The sequence below is a fragment of the Candidatus Taylorbacteria bacterium genome (assembly GCA_039934295.1).
Taxonomy (GTDB): domain Bacteria; phylum Patescibacteriota; class Minisyncoccia; order Phycocordibacterales; family HO2-43-120; genus HO2-43-120.
Window position 1 is genome coordinate 23,832 of record JBDTMN010000008.1, and the last position, 26,540, is coordinate 50,371.

Here is a 26,540-nt window from a genome sequence, read left to right on the forward strand (position 1 = left end):
ATCAGCTACACTTTGCCCGTTTCTTAACGGGCAAACTCTATGACCCTTGTTTCTCGAATCACTGTCACCTTGATTTCTCCCGGATATTTGAGTTCCTTTTCGATGCGAAGAGCGATTTCACGCGCCATTGTATGAGCGTCCAAGTCGCCGATTTCCCCCGGGGTAACGAAGACTCGAATCTCTCGGCCTGCAGCCAGGGCATATGCTTTCTCAACGCCGGGGAGAGACTTCGCGATACCTTCCAAGTCTTCGAGACGTTTCAAATAATTTTCCACGGAGTCTCTACGCGCGCCAGGACGGCCTCCTGAAATGGCATCCGCCACCTGCACGATGACCGACTCAACAGTTTCGTACGGATATTCTTCATGATGGGCCTGCATGGCTTTCACGATTTCTTCTCCCGCTCCGAATTTCTGAAGAATTCTCCTTCCAATCTCCACGTGCGTGCCCTGCACTTCGTGGTCTACGGCTTTTCCGATGTCGTGGAGAAGCGCTCCGGCTTTTGCAACGTTCACATTTGCGCCAAGCTCCGCCGCGAGCATTCCCGCGATGTGCGACATTTCAATCGAGTGAGCCAAGACGTTTTGTCCGTAGCTCGTCCTGAAGTGAAGCCTTCCCAAAATGTGAAGGATGCGCGGGTCAAGGTTGATTACCCCGCATTCATAGGCCGCTTCCGCGCCTTTTTCTTTGATAGTTTTATTGATGTCTTCCTGGGCTTTCTCCACGAGCTTCTCGATTTTGGCTGGCTGGATTCGGCCGTCCGCAATCAAGGCCTCGAGAGCGAGCCTGGCAACTTGGCGCCTCACCGGGTCGAACGAAGAAATAGTGATGGAACCGGGAGTATCGTCAACTATGATTTCGACACCTGTTACTCGCTCGAAGGCTTTGATATTCCTACCCTCCTTGCCGATAATTTTTCCCTTGAGCTCATCAGAGGGAATGGCAAGCGTGGTCGAGAGGACGTCTGCGCCTACGGCGTTTCCCAGTCTCTGAATGCAGGTGGTAAGGATTTCTTTCGCTTTTTTCTCCAGTGTCTCTTCGCCGAAATTTTCGAGCTTCTGCATGCGCACCAAAAGATCCTCTTCGTACAGTTTTTCGACGGCTTTAATGAGGCTCGCTCTCGCTTCATCCTTCGTGAGCTCTGCGATTTTTTCAAGCTCAAGCGCCTTCGCTTTATCTTGCTCGTCTACTCTCTCCTTGATTTTTTTAATCTCGACGATTTTGGCTTTCACGCTCTCGACTTCGCGGTCAAGCTCGGTCTGCCTATGGTCGAGTTGGTCTTCTTTTTTGACGATTCTATCCTCCGTCTTCTTCAATTTTTCTTCCTTTTCTTTTATCTCAACTCGGATTTCCTTGATTGTCTCGATGGCTTTGGTCTCGGCGTCGGCAATTATTTTTTTTGCTTTTTCTTCTGCGCGTAGCTCGCGTTCTTTTATCTGGAGCTCGACTGAACCTTTTTTCCCGAGAGCAACAAGCACCCGGAGATAATATCCGACTGCGATTCCCACTATTCCTGTTACGGATGTAAACAGGAGGGCTATTTTTAATGTCATGTTATGGCGATCCCGCCTCCACCTAAAAAGTTCATAGCGCTTGCGCTTTACGCGCAAGTTCTACTTATATTAGATTTGATCTAGTCTGGAGAAAATATACGTACACATGTAATTCAATAAAGAAAAGCAATCCAATAAAAACCATATAAGCAAAGCCGAAATTCAATTTATGCTAAGAACCCTTAACGAATCCTCCTCCGCAAAGCTTTGGGGACGCAGTAGGGCATATGAATAATAAATCTACATTGAATACAATACATCATCTAAAGGAATTTGTCACCTTTTAGGTTACTCGTTGTCAGTTTTCAATAAAAATCTACCTAGTCACATAGTGGCGCGGTAGATATATCCAAGGAGTTCGGAATGTAGGCTTTGGAGTCGCCAATGATACGCAAGGTGCGCGCCATTTTCATTCGAGTGGCAAAATACGACGTGCGATCCGTTGCGCCCAAGATGCGATTTATTATGGGTTTGCTTAAACCGTAATCCAGTGCTTGAGCTCTCACTCGGGCGAGGCTCACACGTTTTCCTGTTTCGAGTTTAAACCAGGCCGTCAAGGGATCAAAGCGCGCGACTTTTGCTCGGGGACTCCAAAGAAGGATGTGTCCATTTCGGAAGCGGGCTTTCCAACCCGAATCCACTAGCGTCTCGAGTTTTTTGTAAAAGTCGGACATGGTGAGACAGGGTGTCGGTTTCATTCGAATTTTTCTTTTTTTGTTCGGGCTGGTTTCAGAATAGTCCGGAATAATTTTGTTGTCAATTGAAATCCCCCCAAGTTTCTCCGAGAAACTTGGGGGGATTCTATATTCCTATCTTTTCTCATACTGACACCTAACACCTAAAACCTAACACCTACTCCTACGAAATCACCTTATCAATAATCCCGTACTTCTTGGCTTCTTCAGAAGTCATGAAGTAATTGCGGTCAACATCTTTTTCGATTTGAGCGAGAGTTTTTCCCGTGTTTTTTGCGAGCATTTTATTTAGGTTCTCGCGGGTTTTCAAAATATGCTTGGCGCTGATTTCAATGTCGGATGCCTGGCCTTCCGCGCCTCCCAATGGCTGATGGATCATTACTTCGGCGTTGGGGAGCGCCATCCTTTTGCCTTTTGCTCCGGCAGAGAGAATTACCGCGCCCATGGATGCCGCGATACCGACGCAGACAGTGGAGACGTCATTTTTAATATGATTCATCGTGTCGATGATTGCCATGCCTGCGGTGACCTGTCCTCCGGGGGAATTTACATACAGTGAAATATCTTTTTTTGGATCTTCGGATTGCAAGAACAGAAGCTGGGCGATGACGATGTTTGCGGTGTAGTCGTCTATCGGGCCTCCCAAGAAGATGATATTTTCGCGCAAAAGGCGCGAGTATATATCGTATGCGCGCTCGCCAAACTGTGACTTCTCAATAACCGTTGGAATCAAATAAGACATAATTTTAATGCTAAAAGTTAATAGTTAAGATTTTCTTGCCCCGTAGTGAGCCTTGCTCTACTACTGGGGTCGATAACTGTAGGTATGAGGTAAGACATTATGGGTAGATTCAAGATTCATGATTTAAGAATCAGGAATAAGAATGAAAATTAAAGAGTAATACAGTCAATATATCAGAAAAATATGATTTGACAAATTTTTCGGAAAGTTACACATTTTTTGATATGTGGTACATTACTGATAATGAGAATCCATAATTTTTTCATACAAGAGACGATTGGCGACGAAAAGGAGGTCGTGTTGAACGATGTGGAGTTGTTTCATCAGCTTAGAAACGTTTTTCGGATGAACGTGGCGAGTCGGGTGATTCTTCTTGATAACACAGGCTTTGAATACGTTTCCGCAGTTACTTCGTTTGCGCGGGGAACGCTCACGTTCCGAATTTTGGAGAAAAGAAAGAATATAAATATTCCTAAGAAAGAAATTACGCTCTTTCAATCGATAATAAAAAAAAGCAATTTTGAGTGGGTTTTGGAGAAGGGCACGGAGCTTGGCGTTTCGCATTTTGTCCCGCTTCTTTCCGAGCGGAGCGAGAAGAAGAAAATAAATAGTGAACGCGCAAAAAAGATTTTGAAAGAATCTTCCGAGCAATCCGGAAGAGGTATTCTACCTACTATCGCTGAATCAGTTTCACTTCCCGAGGCCATCTCTTCCCTTCCTTCTCCCTCTTCTGCCCTTGTCTTCGACCCCTCTGGCTCTCTTTTTCAGTCTAACACCTTACACCTTACACCTTACACCTTATTCATCGGTCCCGAAGGCGGTTGGAGCGAAAAAGAGCTCGCCCTTTTTCGCGAGAAAAATATTCCCGTCTACTCACTCGGTCCGCAGATTTTACGATCCGAAACCGCCACGATTGCTGTGCTTTCTCTTTTGCTTTTGTGATGACAAAAAATCAAGGAGACACCTTAGAGAGCTAAGGAGTCACCTTGATTTTTTCTTACGTTACACGCTACACGCTCTGGCTTTCGAGAAACTCCCAAACTTTTTCATTGGTGAGCATCATTTCTACGTAGGAGCCGACTCTCTCTTTGTCCGCATCCTTGTGGTGTTCGAGGATGTGAGCTACTTCTTTGTCCATTTCTTCTTTCGAGGCAGAGATTTTTTCTTCGAGCGCGATTTTGTTAAGAATGATTTGGAGTTTCGCTCGCTTTTCCGCCGGCTCGCGCCACTCGCGCGCGAGTTCCTCGCGATTCTTTTTCAGGTGCTTCAAGTAATCGTCCATTTTGAGATTCATTCTTTTGAGGTCGTCCTCAAACTGGAGCTCCATTTTGCGGACTTCTCCCTCTATCAATATTTCCGGCAGTTCCATCTTTGAATCTCCCACCAGTTTCTCTCCGAGCGTCAGGCGTTTTTTTTCTTTTGCCCGAGCAATCTTTTCGAGGGTCAAATTTTCTTTGATTTTTGTTTTGAAGTCGGTGATGTCTTTGAAATTGCCAAATGTTTTAATGAATTCTTCATTTACTTCCGGGAGCACTTTTTCTTCTTTGCTTACGTCCGCTTTTTTTATTGCCATCGATTTGTTTTCTTGGAGCCCTTTTATCACGTCGTCTATTTCGGAGTCGGTAACTGCAAGCTCATCCGCTTTGGTCATCTCTTTCTTCGCGAGCGTTTTATAATCGGCGAGAGTTACCTCGGGAAAAATCGGCACTTTTATCTTAAAGCCAAGCGGATTGTCTTTGGCGATTTTCGTGATGGTAATCGCGGGGCGACCGATAACAGAAATATCATTATCAATAACGATTGCCGGATACGCCTCTTGAAGCGCGATTTCCGCGGCGTCGTTTAAAATGTGCATCTCTCCGAATTTCTCCAAAATAATGTTCTCGGGAACGTGGCCTTTTCGAAAACCAGGCATGTCGGCTTCGCGTTTCAAATGTTCGAGTGCTTCCCTCCGAGCTTTCTGCATTTCTAGGACGGTAATTTCGCCTTCTATTTCAACTTCGGAGTGGGGGAGTTTGGTTATTTTTAAATTCGAGTATGTTTTTTGCATGTAGAACCAGTTTCAATAAAAACCGCTAGAAATAAAAAAGCATGCTTGGCTCCCAAAACATGAAAATTTCGGTCAAAAACAGAGTTTCGTCAGTCGTTCGTACTGCTAGTACGCCTCCTTTCTCATCCTCTGTTTTTACCTCGAAATTTTTGCGTTTTGGTTGAGCCATTTTTGTTGAAACTGGTTCTCGTAAATATAGCTGAATACGGATTTGAGTCAAGGGGAATAATGTAACGTGTAACGTGTAACTTGTAACGTAAGAGAAAGGAAAAAGTTCTCTTAAACGTCAGAGCGAGACATCTCTTTTAGAGAACACCCGTCTGAACCCGTCCGAATGGATTCCCGCCAGAACCCGTCCGAACGGAATTTCGTCCGGGCGGATTGCTCTGTCGGGATGGCATCCGGGCGGATGAATTCATTCGGGCGGGTTCGCGGGAAAATTTGCATGGTTTTCAATTCTGATTGAAAAAATTTTTTTAGGACGAAGAAAGCCTCCGGCTGGGGAGGCTTTCTGATTCTATAAAAGGACGTGCCGAGCGTATTTTAGTTTTGCGGGTCAAACGAGTAATCAAAATTGGCGCTACTTGCCACAGCCGTCGCGTTGGCTTCGGCCTCTAGAGTATTGAGGTCGTCACTTTGAGAGAGTGCGTCGGGAGAGTCGGACATTGGGAGCGACTCCGGAGACGCGGTGATGGCAGTTTCTCCATCTTGCGCCTGCTGTATCGAACGAGAGAGAAGGAGTCCTCCCGTAAGAAGGATAAGAACTGCGATAATCGAAACAGTCAATGCCACATGATTCGACTTGTTTGGCGATTCGACTGGGGTCGTGTTTGTCGGGGAAGAATTTGTTGTGTAGCCGGCTTGATTTTGGTTTTGATCCATATTTGGGAACATTTGAACAGTGACAATTGATATGTGACTTTTACAGAATTTTGCTTTGCAAAATTCTGTGGTCAAATGTCAATGGTTAATCCCGCCCGAACGTACTAAAGATGGTTCGTTCGGAACGGGCGGGTGTCACTGTTGCATTAATTATTAATTTTCTGAATTTGAAGTGCTCGTAGCGCTGTCGTCTCCGCTCCTCACATTTGCTTTTACGGATTTAATGACGTCAACGAGTGCCTTAAGCGCGCCCTTCACACTTTCTTCGGCGACTTTGAGTTCAGCTCTCACCCTAGGGCCTGTCTCGGAGGTGATTGGTTGCTCAAGGATGGTCTGAATTCTGGAATTTGCCGAAATGATGTCTTCTTTCGCTTGGTCGGCAACCGTTTTAAATTGAGTCAAAAGAACTTCGGCCTGTGTAAGGTCGATGCCAGAATCTTCCATTTTGTTCATCCGCTCCTCGAGTTTGGTGCCGATTGCCAAAAGCCGGTCCACCGCATTTCCCAGCCTGTCGACCACTTTATCCACATGGTCTGCGATGTTTTTGTTTTTGAGGGTTTTTAATCTGTCCTTAATCTCTTCTCTTTTGTGAATGGAAGAGGTGCCCATTTTATCGCGAAACGGAGTCGTGCTCGCGAATCTACCTCTCCACTTTGAAAGAATACCTCCAAAAGGACGATCGTCATTTTTCTTTTGGAGCTCATTCTGCATCTTTTCCAAATTAAAATTTCGAAGCTGTTGCTTTTCTCGCGTATCGGTTTGCGTGTTTGCTCCGGAATCTTCCGCGAGCGCAGGCACGACTCCGAGAGTTAAACTCATTATTACGGAAAGCATCGCTAACTTTTTTACAATCATTTATTTATTTTTTAAAATGCTGATAAGGCACTATCGAAAGTGCTCTTCTATTTTACTACAGTATGGTATTTTTAACTATTACTCCGACAAAAAATTTCCAAGGGTAACCCTTGGAAGAAAAAAACCATCCTGTGGAGGATGGGTTTAAGTGGGTCGAGAGGTCAACATGCGTCCACCGACTCTCCGCAGTTGAGGCATTTCCAGAAACCGTTCTTTTTTACGGCAACGTGTCCACACTCGGAGCAAGTGGGAGGGTCTCCGCACATTGAAGGGTGTATCTCGACTTCGTGCATCAGAGGTCGAATTTTTCCTGGAACGGTTTCAGGAGGCGCGGGCGGGGACATTTCGGTCTCGGCCAGAGCTGGATTGACCGGAGGGGGACTTGAAGCCGAAGGCGTTTTATCTTTTCTTCGGGAGAGTTCCTCGATAAGCGCGCATAGTTCCGCTTGCGAGTAGACACGCGGGTTTCCGAGAGGGACCACTTTCGGGTCATTTCCAAATTCATTCATCTCGCCTCTTCCGTTGTTGAAGATGATGAATGTTGCGTTGGGGCAAAGCGGTTCGAGCTTTTTCTTTAGGACAATGCCGGTTTTGTATCCCTCGAGAGTTTCGTTCCTGTCCAATTCGACGCAGGGGTTTTCCACCATTTGGAATATTGCAAAGCTCACGCTCTCGCCATTCCCCTGAACGAATGTAAGAGCGCTCGGGATGGAGAGAAGCAGTACTTGGAAATACTTATCCTTATCCAACTCTTCTGCAAAGTTCTTGAGGCTCGATCGTCCAATGAAGAGTACGACTGGAATATTCATGATCTGATTCCTCCCGGGTTAGGTGTCTGTCTTTTTTCTAAGGAGAAAACTACATGAAGATTGGGTAAAAGTAAAGCCGACCGCCGAAGGCGGTCGGCTTTAAAACATTTTGGAGACTAAGGCCCGACCTTTTTTCCGACTTAAGGTCGGGCCTTGGGGAGGGGGATTAAACCAAAAATGCGACGATAAGAAGCGCTACGATATTCAATATTTTTATCATAGGGTTGATGGCGGGACCTGCAGTATCTTTATACGGGTCGCCGACGGTATCTCCCGTGACTGCCGCTTTGTGAGCGGGAGAACCTTTGCCTCCATGCGCGCCCTGCTCAATATGTTTCTTGGCATTGTCCCAAGCGCCTCCTCCCGAGGTCATTGAAATCGCGACAAATAGTCCGGTAACGATAGAGCCGACGAGCAACCCGCCGAGTGCGACTGGTCCCAAAATAAAGCCGACGAGAATCGGAGCCAAAACAGGGATGAGAGCAGGAATAATCATTTCTTTGATAGCGGCGGAAGTGACAATGTCCACACAGCGTGCATAATCGGGCTTCGCTGTGCCTTGCATAATGCCCTTAATTTCGCGGAATTGTCTCCTCACTTCATCAACAACTTTTCCCGCGGCAACGCCCACTGCTTCCATTGAAAGGGCGGCAAAGTAATAAGGCAGGAGTCCCCCCAAGAAGAGCCCGACAATAACTCTCGGGTCACTCAAGCTGAATGTCAAACCGGGGACTGCCTCGGTATAAGAAGTAAAAAGGACGAGCGCGGCGAGGCCGGCAGAACCGATGGCGTATCCTTTGGTCACTGCTTTCGTGGTGTTGCCGACTGCGTCTAAGGGGTCGGTAACATCTCGGACTTCCTGTGGAAGTTTAGCCATCTCCGCGATTCCTCCCGCGTTGTCGGTAATCGGGCCGTACGCGTCAATCGCCACAATAATTCCCGCCATCGAGAGCATGCTCATTGCGGCAACAGCAATTCCATAGAGTCCCGCGAAATGGTATGAGGCCAAAATTCCCGCGACAATCGTGAGCAAGGGCCATGCGGTTGCTTTCATTGAAATTGCGAGTCCTTGAATAATGTTTGTGCCGTGTCCTGAAATGGAAGCCGCCGCGATTGATTTTACCGGATTGTATTTTGTTGAAGTATAGTATTCGGTGATGATGACTAAAAGTGCCGTGACGATAAGTCCGACCAACGTGCATCCAAAGAGATTCAAAACTGAATAAGCACCGTTCCCGCTCATTATCATATTTGTAATGGGGTAGAAGGCGAGCGCGGCCAAGACTCCGGCGACCGCAAGTCCTTTGTACATCGCGCCCATGATATTTTGTGACTTTCCAAGTTTTACAAACCAGGTGCCTACTATGGACGCGATGATGGCGATGCCTCCGATGGCCAATGGGTAGATGAGCGCGCCTTCAAAACCTCGAAAGAGCGTTGCGCCAAGCATCATGGCGGCGATGGTGGTTACGGCGTATGTTTCAAACAAGTCCGCGGCCATGCCTGCGCAGTCGCCCACATTGTCGCCCACATTGTCCGCGATGACGCCCGGGTTTCTCGGGTCGTCTTCCGGAATTCCTGCTTCAACTTTTCCCACAAGGTCGGTACCGACGTCGGCCGCCTTGGTAAAAATTCCGCCTCCTAGTCGGGCAAAAACGGAAATCAAGCTTGCGCCGAAGGCAAGGCCGATGAGCGAAGCAACATCATGGGTGATGGCGAAAAATGCCGTTACTCCAAGAAGCGCCAAACCGACGACAAAAAGGCCGGTGACTGCTCCCCCTTTGAAAGCAAGAGAGAGGGCGGCGGCGAGGCCTTGCCTCGCCGCCTCGGTAGTCCTGACATTGGTTCGCACCGACACATTCATGCCGATAAATCCGGTGACTGCCGACAAAACCGCTCCGACCAAAAAGCCGATAGCGATTTTGATATCAAGAGCAATCCAAAGAACGAAAAAGAGAATGATTGCGATAATGGTGATGGTTCGATACTGTCTCTGCAAGTATGCTTCGGCGCCAGATTGGATTGCGGCGGCGATTTCTCGCATTTTGTCATTGCCCGCGCTCATTTTCAGAATGCCTCGTATTAAAAAGAGGCCGTAGACAATCGCAATGGCTCCGCTAACTAAAGAAAAAATTATGTAAGGATTCATACTGATGCGATGCTAATCTACGGATACATGCGAATCTACAAATAAGAAGGGAAAAGAGTCCTATTCGGAGCATTCGAATAATTCGTATATTCGCATCGTGTTAATAATTATTAAAATTTACTCTGGAATCGCTTCGCTTATATTCTCTCCTTTCATTGACTGAATGTCTATGCGAGCGCCGGTGAGCTTCGCGGCAAGGCGCACGTTCTGGCCTCCCTTGCCTATTGCGAGCGATTGCTGGTCTTCCGCCACAATCACCTTCGCGCTTTTTGTGTTCTCGTCGAGTTCGACAGAAATAACTTTTGCGGGAGAAAGAGAGTCTTCGACGAATTTTCGAAGTTCCGGAGACCACTCTATAATATCAATTTTCTCTCCGCCGAGCTCGCTCATCACTGTTCCCACACGAACGCCACGCTGACCCACCATAGACCCCACGGGGTCGATGTGGGGGTCATTCGATACGACTGCCACTTTTGAGCGCGAGCCAGCTTCTCGCGCGATTGCTTTTATCTCGACTGCTCCGGAGGCGATTTCCGGCACTTCGATTTTGAAGAGTTCATGAAGGAATTTGGGGTGCGAACGGGAGAGCCGTAGGAAAATTCCTTTTGGACTTTCTTCCACGGAGAAAAGATACACGCGCACTCGTTCTCCTTGGCGGTATCTTTCGCCCGGTATCTGCTCTTCGTAGGGGAGAATGCCGTTGGTTCGGCCGAGGTCAATGAAAATGTTGCCCCGCTCGACTCGCTGGACAGTACCAGAAACAATTTCGCCCTGTCGCTTGCCGTATTCCGCCATGACGGAAACTTTTTCCGCTTCTCGGATTTTCTGGATGATGACTTGTTTGGCTGTCTGGGCGGCAATGCGCCCGTAGTCTTCCTTGGCTTCAAGTGGGAATATGATTTCATCATCGAGCACAGCGCCTTTTTTTATTTTTTTCGCGTCATCAAGGAGAATATGATGCTCGGGATTGAAGCGAGCGCGCTCCTCCATTTCGTCGGGAATTTTTTTCTCGCTCTCTCCTTCAGTTTCAAGCGCGAGCGCTTCTTCGGGCAGAATGACGCGCGTTTCATCAACAACAATTTTTACTTGATGAAATTCGGTTTTGCCGGAATTCAAATCGAAGACGGCTCTTACGATTTGGCCTTTCTTGCCGTATTCTTTTTTGTACGCGGTCGCCAACGCCTGCTCGATGGCTTCGAGTATTTTTGCTTTCGGAATTCCCCGCTCTTCTTCAAGCTGGGAGAGAACCGAGTGGATTACTTTGAGGTCAAACATGATGTTAAGAACCCTTAACGAATAGGGCACACGAATAGTTAAGAACTTTTCACAAATAAAGCATTCGAATAAGCCGGATTCTTTATTCGTGTCATTCGCCCGCCCGAACGTAACGTTTCGCCCGCCCGGATGACTCGGTCGGACGGGGTACGGGCGGTCACACATTCGTGGATTTGTATTATACTTTTAAAAAAATGAGTCCGCTTTTGGGCGAACTTCGAATACGACTATACTACATCCCTTTCATAAAAAAAGCAATCAAAACAAAAAAGGGTGTAAACGATAGAAACAAATTATTACACCACCATGACCCTGAGTTACGCCACATAACCCATGAGCAATAGTCGTGTGACTACCTAATTGTCCAAAGAGTCTCTTTGTAAGAAGAAACCGCTATGTTGAGCGGTTTCTTCATGTCAAGGACGGTCCTTGCCGGAGGCTTACGGTCCTTGCCGGAGGCTTACGGTCCTTGCCGGAGGCTTATATTCTTTTTAATGGAACTGTTCACAAATCAAATTTCGCGAGGTAAAAGAAACGCTCTACCCGAGATTAGTTTTCTAACTTTGTATAGCCATCCACATAATACCAGGATCCCTCTCAGTACGACAAGAATTACTGTTTGGGGTTCCATAACGTATATTGAATCCTGTTGTGGTCACGTTAGTTACCCAAAAGATAGTCGCCTCATTACCGTTCTCGTTCATCCACTTAGACTGGAGAAATACCTTAGGAGCTTGGGTGAATGTCTTATTAAAAGAAACTGCCGTGGTTGTAACCCATGCGTATTCAGCACAATTAATATTTGCCAAACCTGTATCGATAACTTGGGTTGATCCACTTCCTCCCGAAGGACTTCCGGTAAAAATGGTCAGGTATATTTCTATTAGACCCGTATCGTAGGTAGTATTTGGTGTTATGTGGTTGTTATTTATTAGATGCACTTTCACTCTAGATTGAGCTTGATCAACTTCAACATATGCTTGCATATCCATAAATTCAGTAATAGACACCTGACCATCTACCATATAAGTAGTAAGGTCAGATAATCCTCCATAACGTACTGCTGCTGCAGTCATGGTATTGCCACTTGGTAAACTGATAGTTATCCAGTCAGAAACCCCATTAACAAAATTGACATCGGTATGGTATGTAAATATATTACCCCAGTTCCCCGTACCTCCTCCCCCTCCTCCAGTTGGCGTCTGCCATGTTGCGTTTCCGACATCATCAGACGTGAGGACTTTGCCTGATCCTTGGCTCCCGTTGAAAATTTTGACGGTGGCGGGACTGGTTGTAGTGCCAATCTCAATATTACCGTTAAAAATCGATTTCCCGAAGACCAAGAGACCGACTTTATATGGGTCAATTATCTGTGTATTTATTCTAAGCTGTCCAAGCTTTGTTTGCACATTATCCCCAACATTTATGGGCGCTTCGGCATTTCCGTTTGGAGGAGCCATGGTGGGAGCTGTATACCCCGCTTGCAGAGAACTGACTCCAAATAGTATTCCTAAGCTTAGGGCTATCGACAAGATGTATTGTTTTGCTGTTTTCATATTATTTTAATTGTTGTGCCTGTTTAATTAATAAAAGTTTTGCCTCTGCCTGCGACTGACTCAATGTGACCCTCGAAGTATCTGTTTCCTCAATTATTTTTTTCTTTTCCGCCGCCTGCTCTGGAGTGAGGGTTACTCTTTGTTCGAGAAGGGGGACTTCTTTTACAATGGGAGAGGGAGAAGTTGCGTAATAGTAGACAGCATATGCAAGGAAGATAAGCACCACAAAAATACCTACAGTAGAAAGTATTACGGTGACGTTGGGTCGTTTTTGTTCTTGAGGAAATTGGGGAGAATTGTTCGAAGAGATGTTGTCCATGAGATGAATTATAGTATCGAATAAAAAGATAAGCAATGAACAGGGTGTGGATATGTTTGATTATTGATTTAAAAAAAGGTGAGTAAGAAGATTGGGAGGATTTTGCCCCCAGCACTTTCCGAAAGTGCTGGGGGCAGGGCGTCCTCGCCTCCGCAAGGATGCTCTGGATCCCCGCCTCCGCGGGGATGCTCAAAAATCATAGTCATACGACTATTGCTCCGCACTGAAGTGCGGGTTATAGTCGCTTCGCTCGTTGATTTTTGGCACTTTTCCCCGTAGTAGATTTTGGCATTTTGAAATCAAGAGATTTCAAATGGCGAAGCCAAATGCCAAAATTCACTACGGGGTTTTCCCCACCTTGCATAGTTTTGAATTCAAGATATGTGGTATACTTTACCTCATGGACACTTTTCCCAATCTGTCCCAAACGGAAGTATCTTCGCACTCTCGCGGAGACCGCAAGCTCATTCCCATTCTTGTTCTTTTCGCTCTAGCTCTCTTGCTTTTTTTCCTTATGCATTTTTTCTTCTCGAAGAAAATTGTTTTTCCCGACACCATTCCCATTGACTCTTTGACTCAGGATTACCGCGGTGTTTGGCAAGGACTGTCCATGACATGAAAAATCATTCTTAACATGAACCTAAAAATTAACAAATAAAAAAATCTATACTATGTCCACCAGTAAAAAAATTATATTTTTCGGTCTTGCTCTCGCTTTTATTTTTGCCGGAGCATATTCGATTGGGCGCAGTGAGAGCGCGCAAGCGGCAGCTGGGTCGCTCAAGGGGTGGGGGTGGTCTTCAAACATTGGGTGGATTAATTTTGACGGGGTGGTAAAAAATGATGACGGCACGCTTTCTGGCTACGCTTGGGCGAACCCGCAAGATGATACCGCAGTGCCTCCGACTAAAAACATTGGATGGTTTCAATTTGGCGGGCTTTCTGGGGTCACAAACGCAAGTATAGATGCGGCAGGCAAGATGCACGGCTTTGCGAGGGCACTTTCTGCTGATTGGAATGGCTGGGATGGGTGGGTTAGTTTCGATGGCACTGCAACAGATGGAAGCCCATACGGCGTAACTTTGGGCAGTACTCCAGGAACTTTTTGCCCATCAGCTACGAGTTGTCCAGGGTATGATTTTGCGTGGGGGTCTGATGTTGTCGGCTGGATAGACATGAGCGGGGTCTATTTAATAACGGATTTTGATTTTGTTCTGGACCCTCCAACGCTTCCGCTAGGTGCCACCGCTATCCAAATCCAACTAGGTACTCCGAATGTTAGCACCCATGTTGCATCAAGACTGTTGCTCGGAAGTCCTGCAGGGTCGGGCTTTTTTGGATTTAGTTTGAGCACGGATAGCACTTCGGATCCGATTCCTGGAGTCACAGGTGCTTTAGTAACTGCAGGCAGTTATTTGCCGACATCAGGAGCAGGGACAAATGTAGATTTTATATTAAATGGTTTGGGCGGTCTTGCAAAAGGTAGCTATGTGATTCATGTCAGTCAGTCTGTTAGTCTAAGTGATTATGTATCCGGGCTGATTCGTTCAACCACAATTGATCTTGACGTTGTAGACACAATACCTCCGCTGGGGACTCCTGATACGCCTACTCCATCCGTTGCTACGGGTGCCTGTGGAGGAGCAATTATTATTTCAGGGTATCAAGTTAGCGGGGCGGGTAATCTATATAGAATCTGGCGTGAGGATACCAATCCTAATAGACTGACTCAAATTTATGACGGTGAAGACACAATAAGGACCGATACTGGTCTCACTTCGGGCACTTCCTACTCTTATAGAGTTCAAGCATACAACGGGCTCAACAATTCTGCTCTTTCAAATCCAGTACCACCAGCTTTTGCTTCCGACGTTTGTCCTGTGAATCCACTTCTGACCAATTGTACGGGAACTATACCTTTTGGAAGCGGGACTGTGAAAGGGCCCGACCAATATACTCCACCTCCACCCACTCCTCCAAGTACTGATTGGGACCATGGCTACATCATTTACCCTTCTTCGGCGACGTCCCTCCCTTCAGTAGGAGCTTGTCAGTGGACATGCAATCTGGGCTATAGCAAAGTTGAAGGTGAGACAGGCGCGAACAAGAACAGTTGCAGACCGATTCCGGGGTATGGACAGCAGTAGAATAGGGAATGTAACGTGTAACATGTAACGTGTTAACGTCAGAAGAAGAGAGAGAAAGAATGATAAAGCCCCGAGCTTTTCTCCGAGAAAAGCTCGGGGCTGGTGGAAAAAAAAAGGGGGGGGAGAAGTTATGCACACCCTCTGCTTTAGTGCTTCGACAAATGTAGTAATATGAATATGTATCTCACTCGCTCAATGAAAATCTATGGACGAAAATAAAACATCTGCTCAAAATAAAAATCCGGTTGTCATTGCTTTTTTGATATGTGTTATCGCGCTTTCGATTACCTATATTGCTTCAACAGCGCTGAATTTTAAAAAAACAAGCGAGCTTCCGAAAGAACTTACGCTCGCAGAAAAAAAGGCAGAAGTGATAGCTCGTCTGCAAAGTACAGATACCCAACCTCTTACTAAAGCAGAACGCTCGGAGATTGTAGATTTTGTGTCCCGTGGCGGAGCGACCTATACTGAAGCGGAGAGAGCGGAGATTACTCGGATATTAAGGGCAAAATAATCATGAAAAAATATTCCCTAAGAATTTTCCTAATATCAATAATTTTTGTTTCGGCGTGGGGAATCTCTAGTATCAATACTCATTTTGTATTTGCGCAAAGTCAAACTATTTCTCTTTCGAATGATGGCAATAAAACTGTAGCTCAAGGCTCGAGTGCCATCAGTCAAATTACCGCAACACGATTAAATGGATTTTCAGGCGGTATTAATTTTTCAGTGACTGTTCGGGATTCTTCAAATAATATTGTAAATACCATTTCACCGGGGATTAGCACATCATTCTCCCCAAATCCTTTACCTTCCGGTCAGACAATTTCTTCACTTACCTTAGGGACATTTTCTGGTACGCCAATTGGCACTTATAGTGTCACGGTTACGCCATTAGTAACTGGAGGAAGTTGCTGGAGTGAAGCGGATTTGCTTGAAACTTCTCATCCAGGTGCTGGAGGTCCCTACGAAACATATGATCCGATTCGAATAGTACATTGTAGTGACAATATAGGAAGGTACCAGGAAAATATATATCCTTCTTCACAATATGCTTGTAGTACTTCATATCCCACTCCTTACAATAAGCCTATTTATTTTTGTGGCGCAAATAACTGGACCAAGACTCCAACCTGCGATTACACATTTTCTTGCACGACCCCAATCGTTGCGCCGTCTATCTCTACGACATTTACACTGACAGTAACTTCTGCCGTCAATCCAGCGCCTTTCATTGACTTCAACCTTACCAATAGCGGGAACATTACTGTACAAGCAGGCAACTCGGGTTCAAATACCATTACGAAAACATTAACAGCTGGAACGACACAGCCGGTAACATTGTCTGTTTCTGGATTACCCTCCGGAGCTACCTTGAATCCCGCTATAACGAACAATCCTTCAAATCCCACGGGCTCTTCCGTTTTGACAATTAAAACCACAGCAAGTACTCCTGTCGGTACATATCCTATTACAGTGACGGGTGAAGCGTCTTCTGCAGGAACTTCTATTTATTACTGTGCTCGCGGATATTTTATGAATCCAGGAAATACCCAATTTGATGGTTATTCGTATGAGTGTTCTACCAACTCTAGTTTTACGGTGACCTACCCATCGGAAGCGAATATAGAATGTCATCGCACCGATGATGCGGGGTGCCCTTATACTACTTTGTCACAGATGACGGGGCTAGCCAATTTTTATTGTAGTGGTGGAGGAGCCACTTGGAGTTATTATCCAACTCCCGGCACCCCTTCAAACAATTTCAGCTGTACCACTCTAAATCGAACTACGACATTTACGCTGACAGTTACCTCTACTGTCGTTCCCTACGAACCGCCGACTGGAGTAACGACAGCTCTCGGCGCTTGTGTAAACTCGGTCAAGTCCGTTCAACTCTCGTGGACCGCTCCCGCAAACTTGGATGTCATTGATTATGGTATTTATCGAGGGGGTGTTTTTATAGAAAAAGCTGGAAGTGCTTTCGCTAGTTCCGCTCCATCATATATCGACCATCCACCTGAGGGTACGTACACATACTCGGTATCGGCGCTCTATGTCGGAGATGGCGGAGTCATAGGAGAATCGTCTCTCACTCCCGCTTCGCCGATTACGGTTACTGCATGTTCCACGACATATTCCTGTGTAGGCAATTTACCCGCGGGAGCCACAATGTGTTCTGGAGATGATGTTGGTCTTGCGGGACCCACAAACTGGACTTCAGCTGGAAACAGCAGTTCCGACTGTACAGCTACAAAATGTGAACATTACACTCCTCTACCAGGTACTCCTTTGACAATAAACGCAGTGACTTCATCTACCTGTGGAGGAAAGATCGATGTTTCTTGGAGTTCTTCTTCTGGAGCGACAAGTTATAGTCTCTACCGTGAGGGAACATCAGCGGCAATTTATGTCGGTCCCGGGAGATCATTTCCGGATACCGTGATGGACGGTTTACCTCATAGATATCGTGTTTTGGCTTCAAATAGCTCGGGGGATTCACCTCTCTCTTCTTATACTTCTTCGACCTCTCCCTCACCTGCCTGCGTCGTAGCAACATGTAATCCTCCGAAACCATCGGGAAGCGGAATTGTAGTGAACCCTGTTGAAGTAGCCGCTCTTAACTGGACGTATCATACTTATCCTTCTACTGACCCATTACTTCCTGCATTGGGAGCTTGCGAATGGACCTGCAATCTGGGCTTCAGCAAAGTTGGAGGCGAGAACAGTTGCAGACCGATTCCGGGGTATGGACAGCAGTAGGGGGAAGCTATTAGCTGTTAGGTTTTAGCTGTTAGGTTCAAGAATGAGAAAGAAAGACAGATATGCCCCGAGCTTTTCTCCGAGAAAAGCTCGGGGCAAGGGGATAAGCGGAGAAAAAGAGAGATTAAAAAACTTGTCCCCCGAGGGGGACAAGTTTTTTTAGGTAGAGGTGCTATAATTACGGAACAAATTCGAAGCAAGAAATTCGAAATCCGAAAAAAGAATTAACTTTAAAATAGTAAACAAAGAAATTTCCTATTTAAAACTGTTTAATTAAAACTTTTTTCGAATTTCGTGCTTCGGATTTCGGATTTACTCATGTATATCGAAGAAAAAAAACTTAAGGAATTTATTTTGGATTCGGGACTGGTCTCGAAGAGCGACTTTGAGAGTGCCCAAAAGAAGGCGGTGGCGGAAAATGTGAGCGTAGGCAAACTATTAGTAATGAACGGCAAAATCGCCGAAGACGACATGCGCAGGATGCAGGCCTATGTGCTCGGAATTCCGTTCGTTGACTTGAAGGGCGAAAAAATAGATTTTGAGGTTCTTTCCATGATTCCCGAGCCCATTGCTCGCAACCACAACATTGTCGCATTCAAAAAAACCGCGGATACGCTCGAAGTGGCGATGACCGACACGGATGACTTGGCAGCAATAGACTTCGTCAAAAAGAAAGTGAAACTCACTATTTTGCCTCGTCTTACCGATAACGAATCCATAAAACGGGTCATTCTTCAGTATCAAAAAAGTTTGAAAGCCGAATTCGGAGATATTATCGCCAAGGAAGCGTTGAATTTAAAAACAATCAATGAAGTGGGGGATTTGACGAGCGAGGGCGATCTCAAAAAGATGGCCGAGGAGCTTCCGGTTGTGCGCATTGTGGACACGCTTCTCAAACATGCCATTTTACAAAACGCGTCCGACATCCATATCGAGCCACAGGAAACGGAGGTGGTTGTTCGCTACAGGATAGACGGAATTCTCCACGACACCATGATCCTTCCCAAAAACGCGGCATCTCCCATAACGGCAAGGATAAAAGTGCTTGCCAATTTGAAGCTCGATGAGAAACGCTTGCCTCAAGACGGACGGTTCAAAATAGAGATGAACACGGAAAAAGTTTCTTTCCGCGTGTCCCTGTTGCCCATCTACTACGGAGAGAAGACGGTGATGAGACTGCTTCGGGAAAATGTTTCAGGTTTTTCGCTCGAGGGCATGGGTTTCCACGGAGAGGGATTGGAGAAAGTTCACAACGCTCTGAAAATTACGACGGGCATGATTTTGACCACGGGACCGACCGGAAGTGGAAAGACCACAACTCTCTACACCATGCTCGATATCGTTAATACGCCGGACGTCAATATCTCAACCATCGAAGACCCAGTCGAGTATCAGATGAAGCGAGTCAACCAAACACAAGTGCGTCCGGAAATCGGCTTTACGTTTGCAAACGGACTTCGAACGCTGGTGCGGCAAGACCCCGATATCATCATGGTGGGAGAAATTCGCGACAATGAAACAGCGTCGCTCGCGGTGAACGCCTCCCTGACCGGCCACTTAGTGCTCTCCACTCTTCACACCAATTCCGCTGCGGGGGCGATACCTCGGCTTCTTGATATGAAAGTAGAGCCGTTTCTTCTGGTGTCCACGGTGAATATTATTTTGGGACAGAGGCTCATTCGGAAATTGAACGCGGATAAAGAATCGTATTTTTTAAGTCCGGCGGAATTGGCATCGCTCAAAAAAATCGCGGATTTGAATCGCGTGATGAATTTTCTCAAGGTTGAAAAGATTGTGGACCAGAAAGCAACATGGGAGAAAATGCCGTTTTACCGCCCTCCTAAGGGCAGAAAAGCGGAGGACTCCTACCAGGGCAGAATTGGCATTCACGAAATCTTGAAAGTTACTCCCACAATTCGCGAGCTTATTTTGCAATCCAAGAGTTCCGATGTGATTGACGCGCAGGCAAAACAGGAAGGAATGATGTCGATGGTCGAAGACGGCATCTTCAAAGCGGCGCAGGGCATTACGTCGGTTGAGGAGGTACTCCGAGTGGTCTCGGAGTAACACGGAACTGACACGGAAGGAAGATAGCACGGAACAGGCACAGAACCCATTATGAGTACTTTAATTTATGAAAGCGAATCCTACATTATTCGCGGCGGCTGTTTCGAGGTCTATAAGCAGTTTAGAAACAGACATAAGGAGAAAATTTACAGCAAGGCTTTACTCGTATTTTTGAAGAAAGCGGGCTTAAAAGTAGAACAGGAAAAACAGTTACCAATATTTTTTGACGGTGAAAAAGTCGGCGTGTACATCCCTGACATTGTGGTTAACGGTAAGATACTTGTCGAATTAAAATGTAAACCCTTTATGACACAAGACGATATGACGCAGTTCTGGTATTATTTGAAGGTAACTAACTTTAGACTTGGATTTTTAATAAATTTTGGCAATAATAACGGCGTAGAAATTATACGAAGGGTATATGGCAAATAAGTTCTGTATTCTTTCCGTGTAATGTTCTGTGTCTGTTCAGTGTTATGATTTTCAAATACAAATATCAAATAGAGGGAGGAGAAATAAAAGAGGGCGAGGGGGAAGCGCCGGACAAGTTTGCGCTCTATCGTCAGCTCAAAAAGGATGGGATCGCGGTTGTTTCCGCGCAGGAAAAAGGGCCTAAATCGGCGTTTAAGCTTGGGAGTATCACGATTTTCTCCAAAGTATCGACGCGCGACAAGATTAACTTCGCGAGAAACATGGGGGCAATGCTCGAAGCCGGCCTTGCGCTTTCCCGCATTCTTTCGGTAATGGAGAGGCAGACAAAAAACAAAAAGTTCAAAACACTTATCCAGAAGACGAACGACAACATCAAAGCGGGGAAACCCTTGAGTGATTCATTGAAGGAGCACGGCAAAACATTTTCTCCCCTCTTTATTTCCATGGTCAAAGCAGGGGAAGAAGGGGGAACGCTTGTTCAAGCTCTCAAAATTCTTTCAACGCAGATGGAGAAATCGTATCTTCTCGGCAAGCGTCTTAAAGGCGCGCTCATTTATCCGGCTGTGATTATAGGCGTGATGCTTGTGATTGCGGTCTTGATGCTCATGTTCGTTGTTCCCACTTTGACCTCGACATTTAAAGAATTGAATGTGGCGCTGCCTTTTTCCACGAGGGTCGTTATCTTTGTAAGCGATTTTCTCAAAGACAACACCGTGATTGCCCTCATTCTTTTTCTTGTAGTCGGTTTTTCGTTGTTTTTTTCGCTCAAAACAAAAAAAGGCAAAAGAATTTTCGACTACGTTGTGCTTCGCATCCCCGTGATAGGGCAAATCACCAAAGAGACAAACTCGGCGAGAACGGCGCGAACTCTCTCATCCCTCCTCTCTTCCGGGGTGGAGTTTGTTTTAGCGATAGATATCACAGGCGATGTTTTGCAGAATTCATATTATAAAGAAGTGCTCAAGGAAGCTAGAGTTAAAGTTGAAAAAGGCGAGCCGATTTCTGATATTTTTGAAAAAAATGAGGCGCTGTACCCGGTGTTTGTGGGCGAGATGATGAGCGTCGGAGAGGAAACGGGAAAACTTGGCGAGATGCTTGTCGGCGTGGCGGATTTTTATGAAAACGAAGTCGACCAAAAGACAAAAGATATGTCCACCATCATTGAGCCAGTGCTCATGGTCTTCATAGGCATTGCTGTCGGGTTTTTTGCCATTTCGATGATTACGCCGATGTATACGCTGGTAGATGCGATATAGAAGACACATGTAGCATGTAGCATGTAACATAAAACATTTGACCATGAAATCAAAAATGCAAAAAAGATTTTCTCGTGTTACATGTTACAAGTTACATGTTACATATTCCCGAGGCTTCACCCTCATCGAAATGCTTGTCGGCATCGCTATTTTCACGGTCATTTTTATTTCCATCTACCAGGTGTATGTCAGTCTTTTCTCTTTCATTAGTTTGAATCAGTACAAAATCTTGGCGCTCAATCTTGGAAATGAGCAGATTGAAATCGCCCGCAATCTGGCCTATTCGGACGTGGGTGTCGTAGATTCAATTCCGGACGGTAAAATTCCGCATATACAAAGTTTGAATCGAGGAGGCAAGGCATTCACCGTAACCACTACGATTCGAAATATTGATTTGCCGTTTGACGGCACAATCGGGGGCTCTCCCAACGACCTTTCTCCCGCGGATAATAAGCAAATTGAAGTTGAAATTACTTGCCCGACGTGCAAAAATCTTTCACCCCTCACTCTTACCGCCACGATTGCTCCAAAAAATCTTGAGACCGCGTCGACGAACGGGGCGCTCTTCATAAAAGTATTTGACGCTAACGGAATTGCGCTTGCCGGCGCATCCGTTCATGTTGTAAATGCCGTGCCTAATCCGGACATCGTGATTGATGACGTGACGAATACAAGTGGCATGCTCCAGATTGTCGATGCGCCTCCCGGAGTTGAAGCCTACGAGATTACTGTGACAAAAACGGGATATTCAAGCGACCGAACGTATCTAACGGGGGCATCCGGAAATCCAACTCCCTCAAAACCTCACGCGACTGTGCTTTTGGGACAGGTAACCCAGGTGAGTTTTTCAATCGACCGGACAAGCGTCGTTTCCATGAAGAGCGTCACTCCACTCTGTGTTCCGGTTCCTGATGTTCATTTCACTTTTTCTGGTTCCAAAACAATCGGGCCAGGAGTTTTAAAATATTCGGCGAATCTGGCGACAAACGGAAGTGGAACCTATACGAATAATGCTTTGGAATGGGACACCTATACGATTGTCGGGACTGATGCGACTAACGACATTGTGGGGATAAATCCTTTGAACCCTGTCGCGGTTAATCCCGGGTCCGCAGTTGACGTTTCTCTCACTGTCGTGCCAGTAAATCCCAAGAGTCTTCTTGTGACTGTAAAAGACAGCGCCACGGAACTTCCGGTTACTGGCGCCACGGTGACTCTCACAAAGAGCCCTTCCTACGATTCGGAGCAAATTACGGGAAGCGGTTACATTAATCAGACCGACTGGTCCGGCGGAAGCGGACAAGATTTGTTCACCGACCCTCTCCAATATATGGGAAGCGACGGCAATATCGAGACGAGTTCGCCTGGAGGAGAGATTAAATTGAAAAATCTTTTTGGCACGTATAAAACGTCGGGCACGCTTGAGTCTTCAACCTTCGACACAGGTTCGCCAAGTAATTTCTACAATCTTAAATGGATTCCGACCGATGAGCCTATTCCCGCGGGACCAAACAGCGTTCGTTTTCAATTTGCTTCCACTTCAACCCTTCCATTTTCTGGATGGGAATATAAGGGTCCCGACGGAACATCGGGCACGTATTATACTTCTTCCAACACATCGCTTTCCTCGGTTCATACGGGGGATAGATATGCGCGCTACAAAGTTTTTCTAAGCACGGATGACACCGCGTTTACTCCAAATATATCCGACATCGCATTTACATTTACTTCAGAATGCACTCCGCCCGGGCAGGTGGTATTTTCGGGCCTTGCATCGGGAACATACCATGTCTCAGTGTCAAAATCAGGATATTCGACATCGGAGTTGGACATACCCGTCACTCTCTCATGGCAGGAGCAGGATATTGTTTTGACTCCTTAAAGAAACATGTAACATAAAACATTTAACATTTAACATTTAACATTTGACCATGAAATCAAAAATGCAAAAAAGATTTTCTCGTGTTACATGTTACAGGTTACATGTTACATATTCCCGTGGCTTCACCCTCATTGAAGTGCTCGTAACCATCGCCATACTCCTCATTATTGCCGTTCCTATCGCGTATTTCCAAAGAGATGTCTTGGTAAATAACAGGACTTCTGATGAATCGCTCCAATCAATCGCCGCCGCGCGTGTCATTGTCCGGACAATGGTAAAAGAGCTTCGGGGCGTCGCGCCCGGAAATGACGGCTCATACGCGGTTCAGCAGGCGGCAACGAGCAGTATCATTTTTTACAGCGACACGAACGATGACGGTTTGAAAGAAAAAATTCGCTACTATCGCTCCGGCACGACGCTCATGAAAGGCACGATCAAGCCCACAGGCTCTCCGCTCGTCTATGTTCAAGGCAATGAAACGACCTCTGTTTTGATGTATAATATCCGCAATGCCCCATCGGCTCCCTTATTCGAGTATTTTGATTCGACTTATGATGGAACCAATCCACCGCTTGCACAACCTGTAGCAGTTGCGCAAGTTCGGCTTTTAAAAATAAGCCTTTCGATTGATTCAAATCCAAATTCTCTCCCTCCCGCAGAACTCTATACTTCTCAAGTGATGTTTCGAAATCTAAAAGATAATCTATGACACCTCTCTCTTTTAAAAAAGGAATAATTATAGTACCGGTTCTCATCTTCGGAGCAATCGCAGTCCTCGTGACGGGGGCTCTGATTTATTTCGCGGCGGCGCTTTTTAAAGATTCCAAAGTGTTGGGTCTCCGTGAACAGGCGTTTCAAATTGCCGAATCGGGGGTGGATTATTACCGTTGGCATCTTGCTCACGCCCCGGCAGATTACCAAGATGGGACGGGTGCGAGCGGTCCCTACGTGCATGATTATACGGATAAAGACGGGACGGTCATCGGGCAATTTACTCTCACCATCACTCCGCCTCCCATAGGGTCCACTGTCGTAAAAATTAAATCCAAGGGTACCGTCACGGCAAATCCGTCGGTGGCTCGGACACTCGAAGTGTCGCTTGGCATCCCTTCGCTCGCTCGGTATGCGGTTGTGGCGAATGATGTGATGCGTTTTGGCGACGGAACGGAAATTTTCGGTCCCGTGCATTCCAACAACGGAATCCGTTTTGACGGTCTCGCCCACAATATCGTCACAAGCGCGAAAGACAAATATGTAGACCCGGATAACGGCTCCTCGTTTCGTTATGGCGTGTATACAACATTGAGCCCGCAAGATCCTTCTCCTCCCACAGCCGTGCCAGCTCGCGCAGATGTGTTTATGGCGGGGCGACAATTTCCCGTTCCTGCTGTTGATTTTGTTGGAATGACCACCGACCTTTCCCAAATGAAAACTCAGGCGACTACTGACAGCAGGTATTTCCTCGCGTCAGGTTCTCAAGGCTATCTTATTGTCCTCAAGACGAATGATACTTTTGACCTCTATAAAGTGACGAGCATTAAAGCTCCTGCGGGGGGTTGCACAAATACCGCAGGACAAACAGGATGGGGAACATGGACTATTCTCAACAAGACTTTTATTAAAAACCACACTTTTCCGGTGCATGGCGTGATGTTTTTTGAAGACAATATTTGGGTTGAAGGAACGATACAGACCGCACGACTTACTATTGCCGCAGGAAGATTCCCCGACAGTCCCGCTACCAGAAAAAGCATTACCATAAACAAAGATCTTCTCTATACGTATTATGACGGGCAAGATTCAATCGGCCTTGTCGCTCAAGGAGATATAAACACAGGGCTTGGTAGTTTAGACACGATGCGGATAGATGCCGCTCTCATTGCTCAAAATGGTCGAGCCGGAAGATACTACTATAAAAGCGCCTGCGGAACGGGTTACAACCGGACGGAGCTCACTCTCTATGGAATGATTGCGACGAATCTTCGTTATGGTTTTGCTTACACGGACGGAACCGGCTACGACGCAAGAAACATCATCTACGATGCTAATTTGCTCTACGCCCCTCCTCCGAATTTCCCGCTAACTTCTAATTTGTACTCAATTCAGTCGTGGAAAGAGGTTAAGTAGCTCGGATTGTCTTTTGGAGGGCACAGATATTTTCTTGCTAGAAAATTTCTCGAGCTCGCACCGTCGTGTTCCGGCCTTGCGCTTTTCTTCGAAAAGCTCACTCGCTCGTCTCTCCAAAAGACAATTCTCGCTCTGGCGTCTAAGATAACTTCTTTTCTCTTACCTCACATGTTACATGTTGCATATTCTTCTGTTATACTTTACTTATGCAAGCAAAAAAACAAAAAATTATCATCGGCAACTGGAAAATGAACCCGCTTTCTATTGGAGAGGCGAAAGAGATATTTTTAGGAGTAAAGAAGGTGGCGACGTCGCTTACGAATGTAAAAACGGTCATTTGCCCTCCTTTCGTCTACCTTAGTCTCTTGAATAAGCTCTATACAGACGAGGTCATCGCGTTCGGAGCGCAGAACGTCTTTTGGGATACCAAGGGAGCGTTTACCGGAGAGATTTCGGCTCCCATGATAAAGAGCGTGGGCGGGAGTTTTGTCATTGTCGGCCATTCGGAGAGAAGAAATATGGGCGAAACAGATGAGGTAGTGCAGAAAAAAACCGCTTTGGCTCTGCGTTCCGGTCTCACCGCGGTTGTCTGCATTGGAGAGAAAGAGAGGGATAAAGACGGTAACTTTTTTCACTTTCTGAAAGGGCAAATCAGGGAATCTTTGAAAGGGTTGCACAAAAAACATCTCGAGCGTATCGTGATTGCTTATGAGCCGATCTGGGCTATAAACAAGTCCGATAAAGATGCAATGAGTCCGGGAGACCTGCGCGAGATGGCTATTTTCATCCGAAAGAATCTGGTCGATCATTTTAAGACCGCTTCTGCCGCTTCTATCTCGATTTTATACGGCGGGTCCGCTTCAAGCTCGACCGCAAAGGAGCTTGTTGGCGGTGGCCAGGTGGACGGACTTTTAGTCGGGCATCAAAGTCTGGATGTGACAAATTTCTCCGACATATTGAAAACAGTTAACGCACTATAAC

At 46.2% G+C, this 26,540-nt stretch carries 24 protein-coding genes; 12 read left to right on the forward strand and 12 right to left on the reverse strand.

Annotation, left to right across the window (positions count from 1 at the left end; genetic code table 11):
* Positions 1–23: 23 nt before the first annotated feature.
* From rny to clpP, 3 genes are all read right to left on the reverse strand, one after another.
* Entirely contained in the window at positions 24–1,553 is a 1,530-nt protein-coding gene (gene rny, locus ABI430_03095; protein MEO8637861.1) for a ribonuclease Y, read from the reverse strand.
* A 320-nt stretch (positions 1,554–1,873) separates the two neighbouring features.
* Positions 1,874–2,251 carry a hypothetical protein gene (locus ABI430_03100; protein MEO8637862.1) on the reverse strand — a complete coding sequence of 126 codons (378 nt, stop codon included), beginning with the start codon at positions 2,249–2,251 and terminating at the stop codon, positions 1,874–1,876.
* Between the two features lie 160 nt (positions 2,252–2,411).
* Positions 2,412–2,990 carry an ATP-dependent Clp endopeptidase proteolytic subunit ClpP gene (clpP, locus tag ABI430_03105; protein ID MEO8637863.1) on the reverse strand — a complete coding sequence of 193 codons (579 nt, stop codon included), beginning with the start codon at positions 2,988–2,990 and terminating at the stop codon, positions 2,412–2,414.
* 243 nt (positions 2,991–3,233) lie between these two features.
* Here clpP and ABI430_03110 point away from each other — a divergent pair, with 243 nt between their 5' ends.
* Complete coding sequence (locus tag ABI430_03110) at positions 3,234–3,932, forward strand: RsmE family RNA methyltransferase (protein ID MEO8637864.1); 699 nt, start codon at positions 3,234–3,236, stop codon at positions 3,930–3,932.
* A 67-nt stretch (positions 3,933–3,999) separates the two neighbouring features.
* Here the strand turns inward: ABI430_03110 and ABI430_03115 are convergent, their stop codons facing one another.
* From ABI430_03115 to ABI430_03155, 9 genes are all read right to left on the reverse strand, one after another.
* Positions 4,000–5,040: a trigger factor gene (locus ABI430_03115; protein MEO8637865.1), complete on the reverse strand. Its 1,041-nt coding sequence runs from the start codon at positions 5,038–5,040 to the stop codon at positions 4,000–4,002.
* Between the two features lie 543 nt (positions 5,041–5,583).
* Entirely contained in the window at positions 5,584–5,922 is a 339-nt protein-coding gene (locus ABI430_03120; protein MEO8637866.1) for a hypothetical protein, read from the reverse strand.
* Positions 5,923–6,075: 153 nt separating this feature from the next.
* The gene (locus ABI430_03125) at positions 6,076–6,777 is read right to left on the reverse strand and encodes a hypothetical protein (GenBank protein ID MEO8637867.1); all 702 of its coding nucleotides are present in this window, start codon (positions 6,775–6,777) and stop codon (positions 6,076–6,078) included.
* A 161-nt stretch (positions 6,778–6,938) separates the two neighbouring features.
* Positions 6,939–7,586, reverse strand: a complete 648-nt coding sequence (locus ABI430_03130; protein ID MEO8637868.1) for a hypothetical protein — start codon at positions 7,584–7,586, stop codon at positions 6,939–6,941.
* A gap of 166 nt (positions 7,587–7,752) precedes the next feature.
* Positions 7,753–9,735: a sodium-translocating pyrophosphatase gene (locus ABI430_03135; GenBank protein MEO8637869.1), complete on the reverse strand. Its 1,983-nt coding sequence runs from the start codon at positions 9,733–9,735 to the stop codon at positions 7,753–7,755.
* A gap of 117 nt (positions 9,736–9,852) precedes the next feature.
* On the reverse strand, positions 9,853–11,010 hold the full coding sequence (gene nusA, locus ABI430_03140; protein MEO8637870.1) for a transcription termination factor NusA: 1,158 nt from the start codon (positions 11,008–11,010) through the stop codon (positions 9,853–9,855).
* A 557-nt stretch (positions 11,011–11,567) separates the two neighbouring features.
* Complete coding sequence (locus ABI430_03145) at positions 11,568–12,566, reverse strand: H-type lectin domain-containing protein (GenBank protein ID MEO8637871.1); 999 nt, start codon at positions 12,564–12,566, stop codon at positions 11,568–11,570.
* Position 12,567: 1 nt separating this feature from the next.
* Positions 12,568–12,885, reverse strand: coding sequence for a hypothetical protein (locus tag ABI430_03150; protein MEO8637872.1), 318 nt, complete (start codon positions 12,883–12,885; stop codon positions 12,568–12,570).
* 68 nt (positions 12,886–12,953) lie between these two features.
* Positions 12,954–13,091, reverse strand: coding sequence for a hypothetical protein (locus tag ABI430_03155; GenBank protein ID MEO8637873.1), 138 nt, complete (start codon positions 13,089–13,091; stop codon positions 12,954–12,956).
* 194 nt (positions 13,092–13,285) lie between these two features.
* Between ABI430_03155 and ABI430_03160 the strand changes: the two genes are divergently transcribed.
* From ABI430_03160 to tpiA, 11 genes are all read left to right on the forward strand, one after another.
* Complete coding sequence (locus ABI430_03160; GenBank protein MEO8637874.1) at positions 13,286–13,504, forward strand: hypothetical protein; 219 nt, start codon at positions 13,286–13,288, stop codon at positions 13,502–13,504.
* Positions 13,505–13,556: 52 nt separating this feature from the next.
* A complete protein-coding gene (locus ABI430_03165) occupies positions 13,557–15,032 on the forward strand; it encodes a fibronectin type III domain-containing protein (GenBank protein MEO8637875.1) in 1,476 nt (491 codons plus the stop codon).
* Positions 15,033–15,237: 205 nt separating this feature from the next.
* The gene (locus ABI430_03170; GenBank protein MEO8637876.1) at positions 15,238–15,546 is read left to right on the forward strand and encodes a hypothetical protein; all 309 of its coding nucleotides are present in this window, start codon (positions 15,238–15,240) and stop codon (positions 15,544–15,546) included.
* Between the two features lie 2 nt (positions 15,547–15,548).
* Positions 15,549–17,795, forward strand: a complete 2,247-nt coding sequence (locus ABI430_03175) for a hypothetical protein (protein ID MEO8637877.1) — start codon at positions 15,549–15,551, stop codon at positions 17,793–17,795.
* Positions 17,796–18,113: 318 nt separating this feature from the next.
* Complete coding sequence (locus tag ABI430_03180; GenBank protein ID MEO8637878.1) at positions 18,114–19,862, forward strand: GspE/PulE family protein; 1,749 nt, start codon at positions 18,114–18,116, stop codon at positions 19,860–19,862.
* A gap of 51 nt (positions 19,863–19,913) precedes the next feature.
* Complete coding sequence (locus tag ABI430_03185) at positions 19,914–20,294, forward strand: GxxExxY protein (protein ID MEO8637879.1); 381 nt, start codon at positions 19,914–19,916, stop codon at positions 20,292–20,294.
* 44 nt (positions 20,295–20,338) lie between these two features.
* On the forward strand, positions 20,339–21,550 hold the full coding sequence (locus tag ABI430_03190) for a type II secretion system F family protein (protein ID MEO8637880.1): 1,212 nt from the start codon (positions 20,339–20,341) through the stop codon (positions 21,548–21,550).
* 43 nt (positions 21,551–21,593) lie between these two features.
* A complete protein-coding gene (locus ABI430_03195) occupies positions 21,594–23,432 on the forward strand; it encodes a prepilin-type N-terminal cleavage/methylation domain-containing protein (protein ID MEO8637881.1) in 1,839 nt (612 codons plus the stop codon).
* 49 nt (positions 23,433–23,481) lie between these two features.
* A complete protein-coding gene (locus tag ABI430_03200) occupies positions 23,482–24,141 on the forward strand; it encodes a prepilin-type N-terminal cleavage/methylation domain-containing protein (GenBank protein MEO8637882.1) in 660 nt (219 codons plus the stop codon).
* Positions 24,138–25,559, forward strand: a complete 1,422-nt coding sequence (locus ABI430_03205; GenBank protein ID MEO8637883.1) for a hypothetical protein — start codon at positions 24,138–24,140, stop codon at positions 25,557–25,559. Before ABI430_03200 ends, ABI430_03205 begins: the two co-directional genes overlap by 4 nt.
* 206 nt (positions 25,560–25,765) lie before the next feature.
* A complete protein-coding gene (gene tpiA, locus ABI430_03210) occupies positions 25,766–26,539 on the forward strand; it encodes a triose-phosphate isomerase (GenBank protein ID MEO8637884.1) in 774 nt (257 codons plus the stop codon).
* The last annotated feature ends 1 nt before the right edge of the window (position 26,540 follow it).

What these genes read in the sequence shown, in the direction of transcription:
- rny (MEO8637861.1), bottom strand. Translation starts at nt 1,553, where the DNA reads ATGACATTAAAAATAGCCCTCCTGTTTACATCCGTAACAGGAATAGTG.
- ABI430_03100 (MEO8637862.1), bottom strand. Translation starts at nt 2,251, where the DNA reads ATGAAACCGACACCCTGTCTCACCATGTCCGACTTTTACAAAAAACTC.
- clpP (MEO8637863.1), bottom strand. Translation starts at nt 2,990, where the DNA reads ATGTCTTATTTGATTCCAACGGTTATTGAGAAGTCACAGTTTGGCGAG.
- ABI430_03110 (MEO8637864.1), top strand. Translation starts at nt 3,234, where the DNA reads ATGAGAATCCATAATTTTTTCATACAAGAGACGATTGGCGACGAAAAG.
- ABI430_03115 (MEO8637865.1), bottom strand. Translation starts at nt 5,040, where the DNA reads ATGCAAAAAACATACTCGAATTTAAAAATAACCAAACTCCCCCACTCC.
- ABI430_03120 (MEO8637866.1), bottom strand. Translation starts at nt 5,922, where the DNA reads ATGGATCAAAACCAAAATCAAGCCGGCTACACAACAAATTCTTCCCCG.
- ABI430_03125 (MEO8637867.1), bottom strand. Translation starts at nt 6,777, where the DNA reads ATGATTGTAAAAAAGTTAGCGATGCTTTCCGTAATAATGAGTTTAACT.
- ABI430_03130 (MEO8637868.1), bottom strand. Translation starts at nt 7,586, where the DNA reads ATGAATATTCCAGTCGTACTCTTCATTGGACGATCGAGCCTCAAGAAC.
- ABI430_03135 (MEO8637869.1), bottom strand. Translation starts at nt 9,735, where the DNA reads ATGAATCCTTACATAATTTTTTCTTTAGTTAGCGGAGCCATTGCGATT.
- nusA (MEO8637870.1), bottom strand. Translation starts at nt 11,010, where the DNA reads ATGTTTGACCTCAAAGTAATCCACTCGGTTCTCTCCCAGCTTGAAGAA.
- ABI430_03145 (MEO8637871.1), bottom strand. Translation starts at nt 12,566, where the DNA reads ATGAAAACAGCAAAACAATACATCTTGTCGATAGCCCTAAGCTTAGGA.
- ABI430_03150 (MEO8637872.1), bottom strand. Translation starts at nt 12,885, where the DNA reads ATGGACAACATCTCTTCGAACAATTCTCCCCAATTTCCTCAAGAACAA.
- ABI430_03155 (MEO8637873.1), bottom strand. Translation starts at nt 13,091, where the DNA reads ATGACTATGATTTTTGAGCATCCCCGCGGAGGCGGGGATCCAGAGCAT.
- ABI430_03160 (MEO8637874.1), top strand. Translation starts at nt 13,286, where the DNA reads ATGGACACTTTTCCCAATCTGTCCCAAACGGAAGTATCTTCGCACTCT.
- ABI430_03165 (MEO8637875.1), top strand. Translation starts at nt 13,557, where the DNA reads ATGTCCACCAGTAAAAAAATTATATTTTTCGGTCTTGCTCTCGCTTTT.
- ABI430_03170 (MEO8637876.1), top strand. Translation starts at nt 15,238, where the DNA reads ATGGACGAAAATAAAACATCTGCTCAAAATAAAAATCCGGTTGTCATT.
- ABI430_03175 (MEO8637877.1), top strand. Translation starts at nt 15,549, where the DNA reads ATGAAAAAATATTCCCTAAGAATTTTCCTAATATCAATAATTTTTGTT.
- ABI430_03180 (MEO8637878.1), top strand. Translation starts at nt 18,114, where the DNA reads ATGTATATCGAAGAAAAAAAACTTAAGGAATTTATTTTGGATTCGGGA.
- ABI430_03185 (MEO8637879.1), top strand. Translation starts at nt 19,914, where the DNA reads ATGAGTACTTTAATTTATGAAAGCGAATCCTACATTATTCGCGGCGGC.
- ABI430_03190 (MEO8637880.1), top strand. Translation starts at nt 20,339, where the DNA reads ATGATTTTCAAATACAAATATCAAATAGAGGGAGGAGAAATAAAAGAG.
- ABI430_03195 (MEO8637881.1), top strand. Translation starts at nt 21,594, where the DNA reads ATGAAATCAAAAATGCAAAAAAGATTTTCTCGTGTTACATGTTACAAG.
- ABI430_03200 (MEO8637882.1), top strand. Translation starts at nt 23,482, where the DNA reads ATGAAATCAAAAATGCAAAAAAGATTTTCTCGTGTTACATGTTACAGG.
- ABI430_03205 (MEO8637883.1), top strand. Translation starts at nt 24,138, where the DNA reads ATGACACCTCTCTCTTTTAAAAAAGGAATAATTATAGTACCGGTTCTC.
- tpiA (MEO8637884.1), top strand. Translation starts at nt 25,766, where the DNA reads ATGCAAGCAAAAAAACAAAAAATTATCATCGGCAACTGGAAAATGAAC.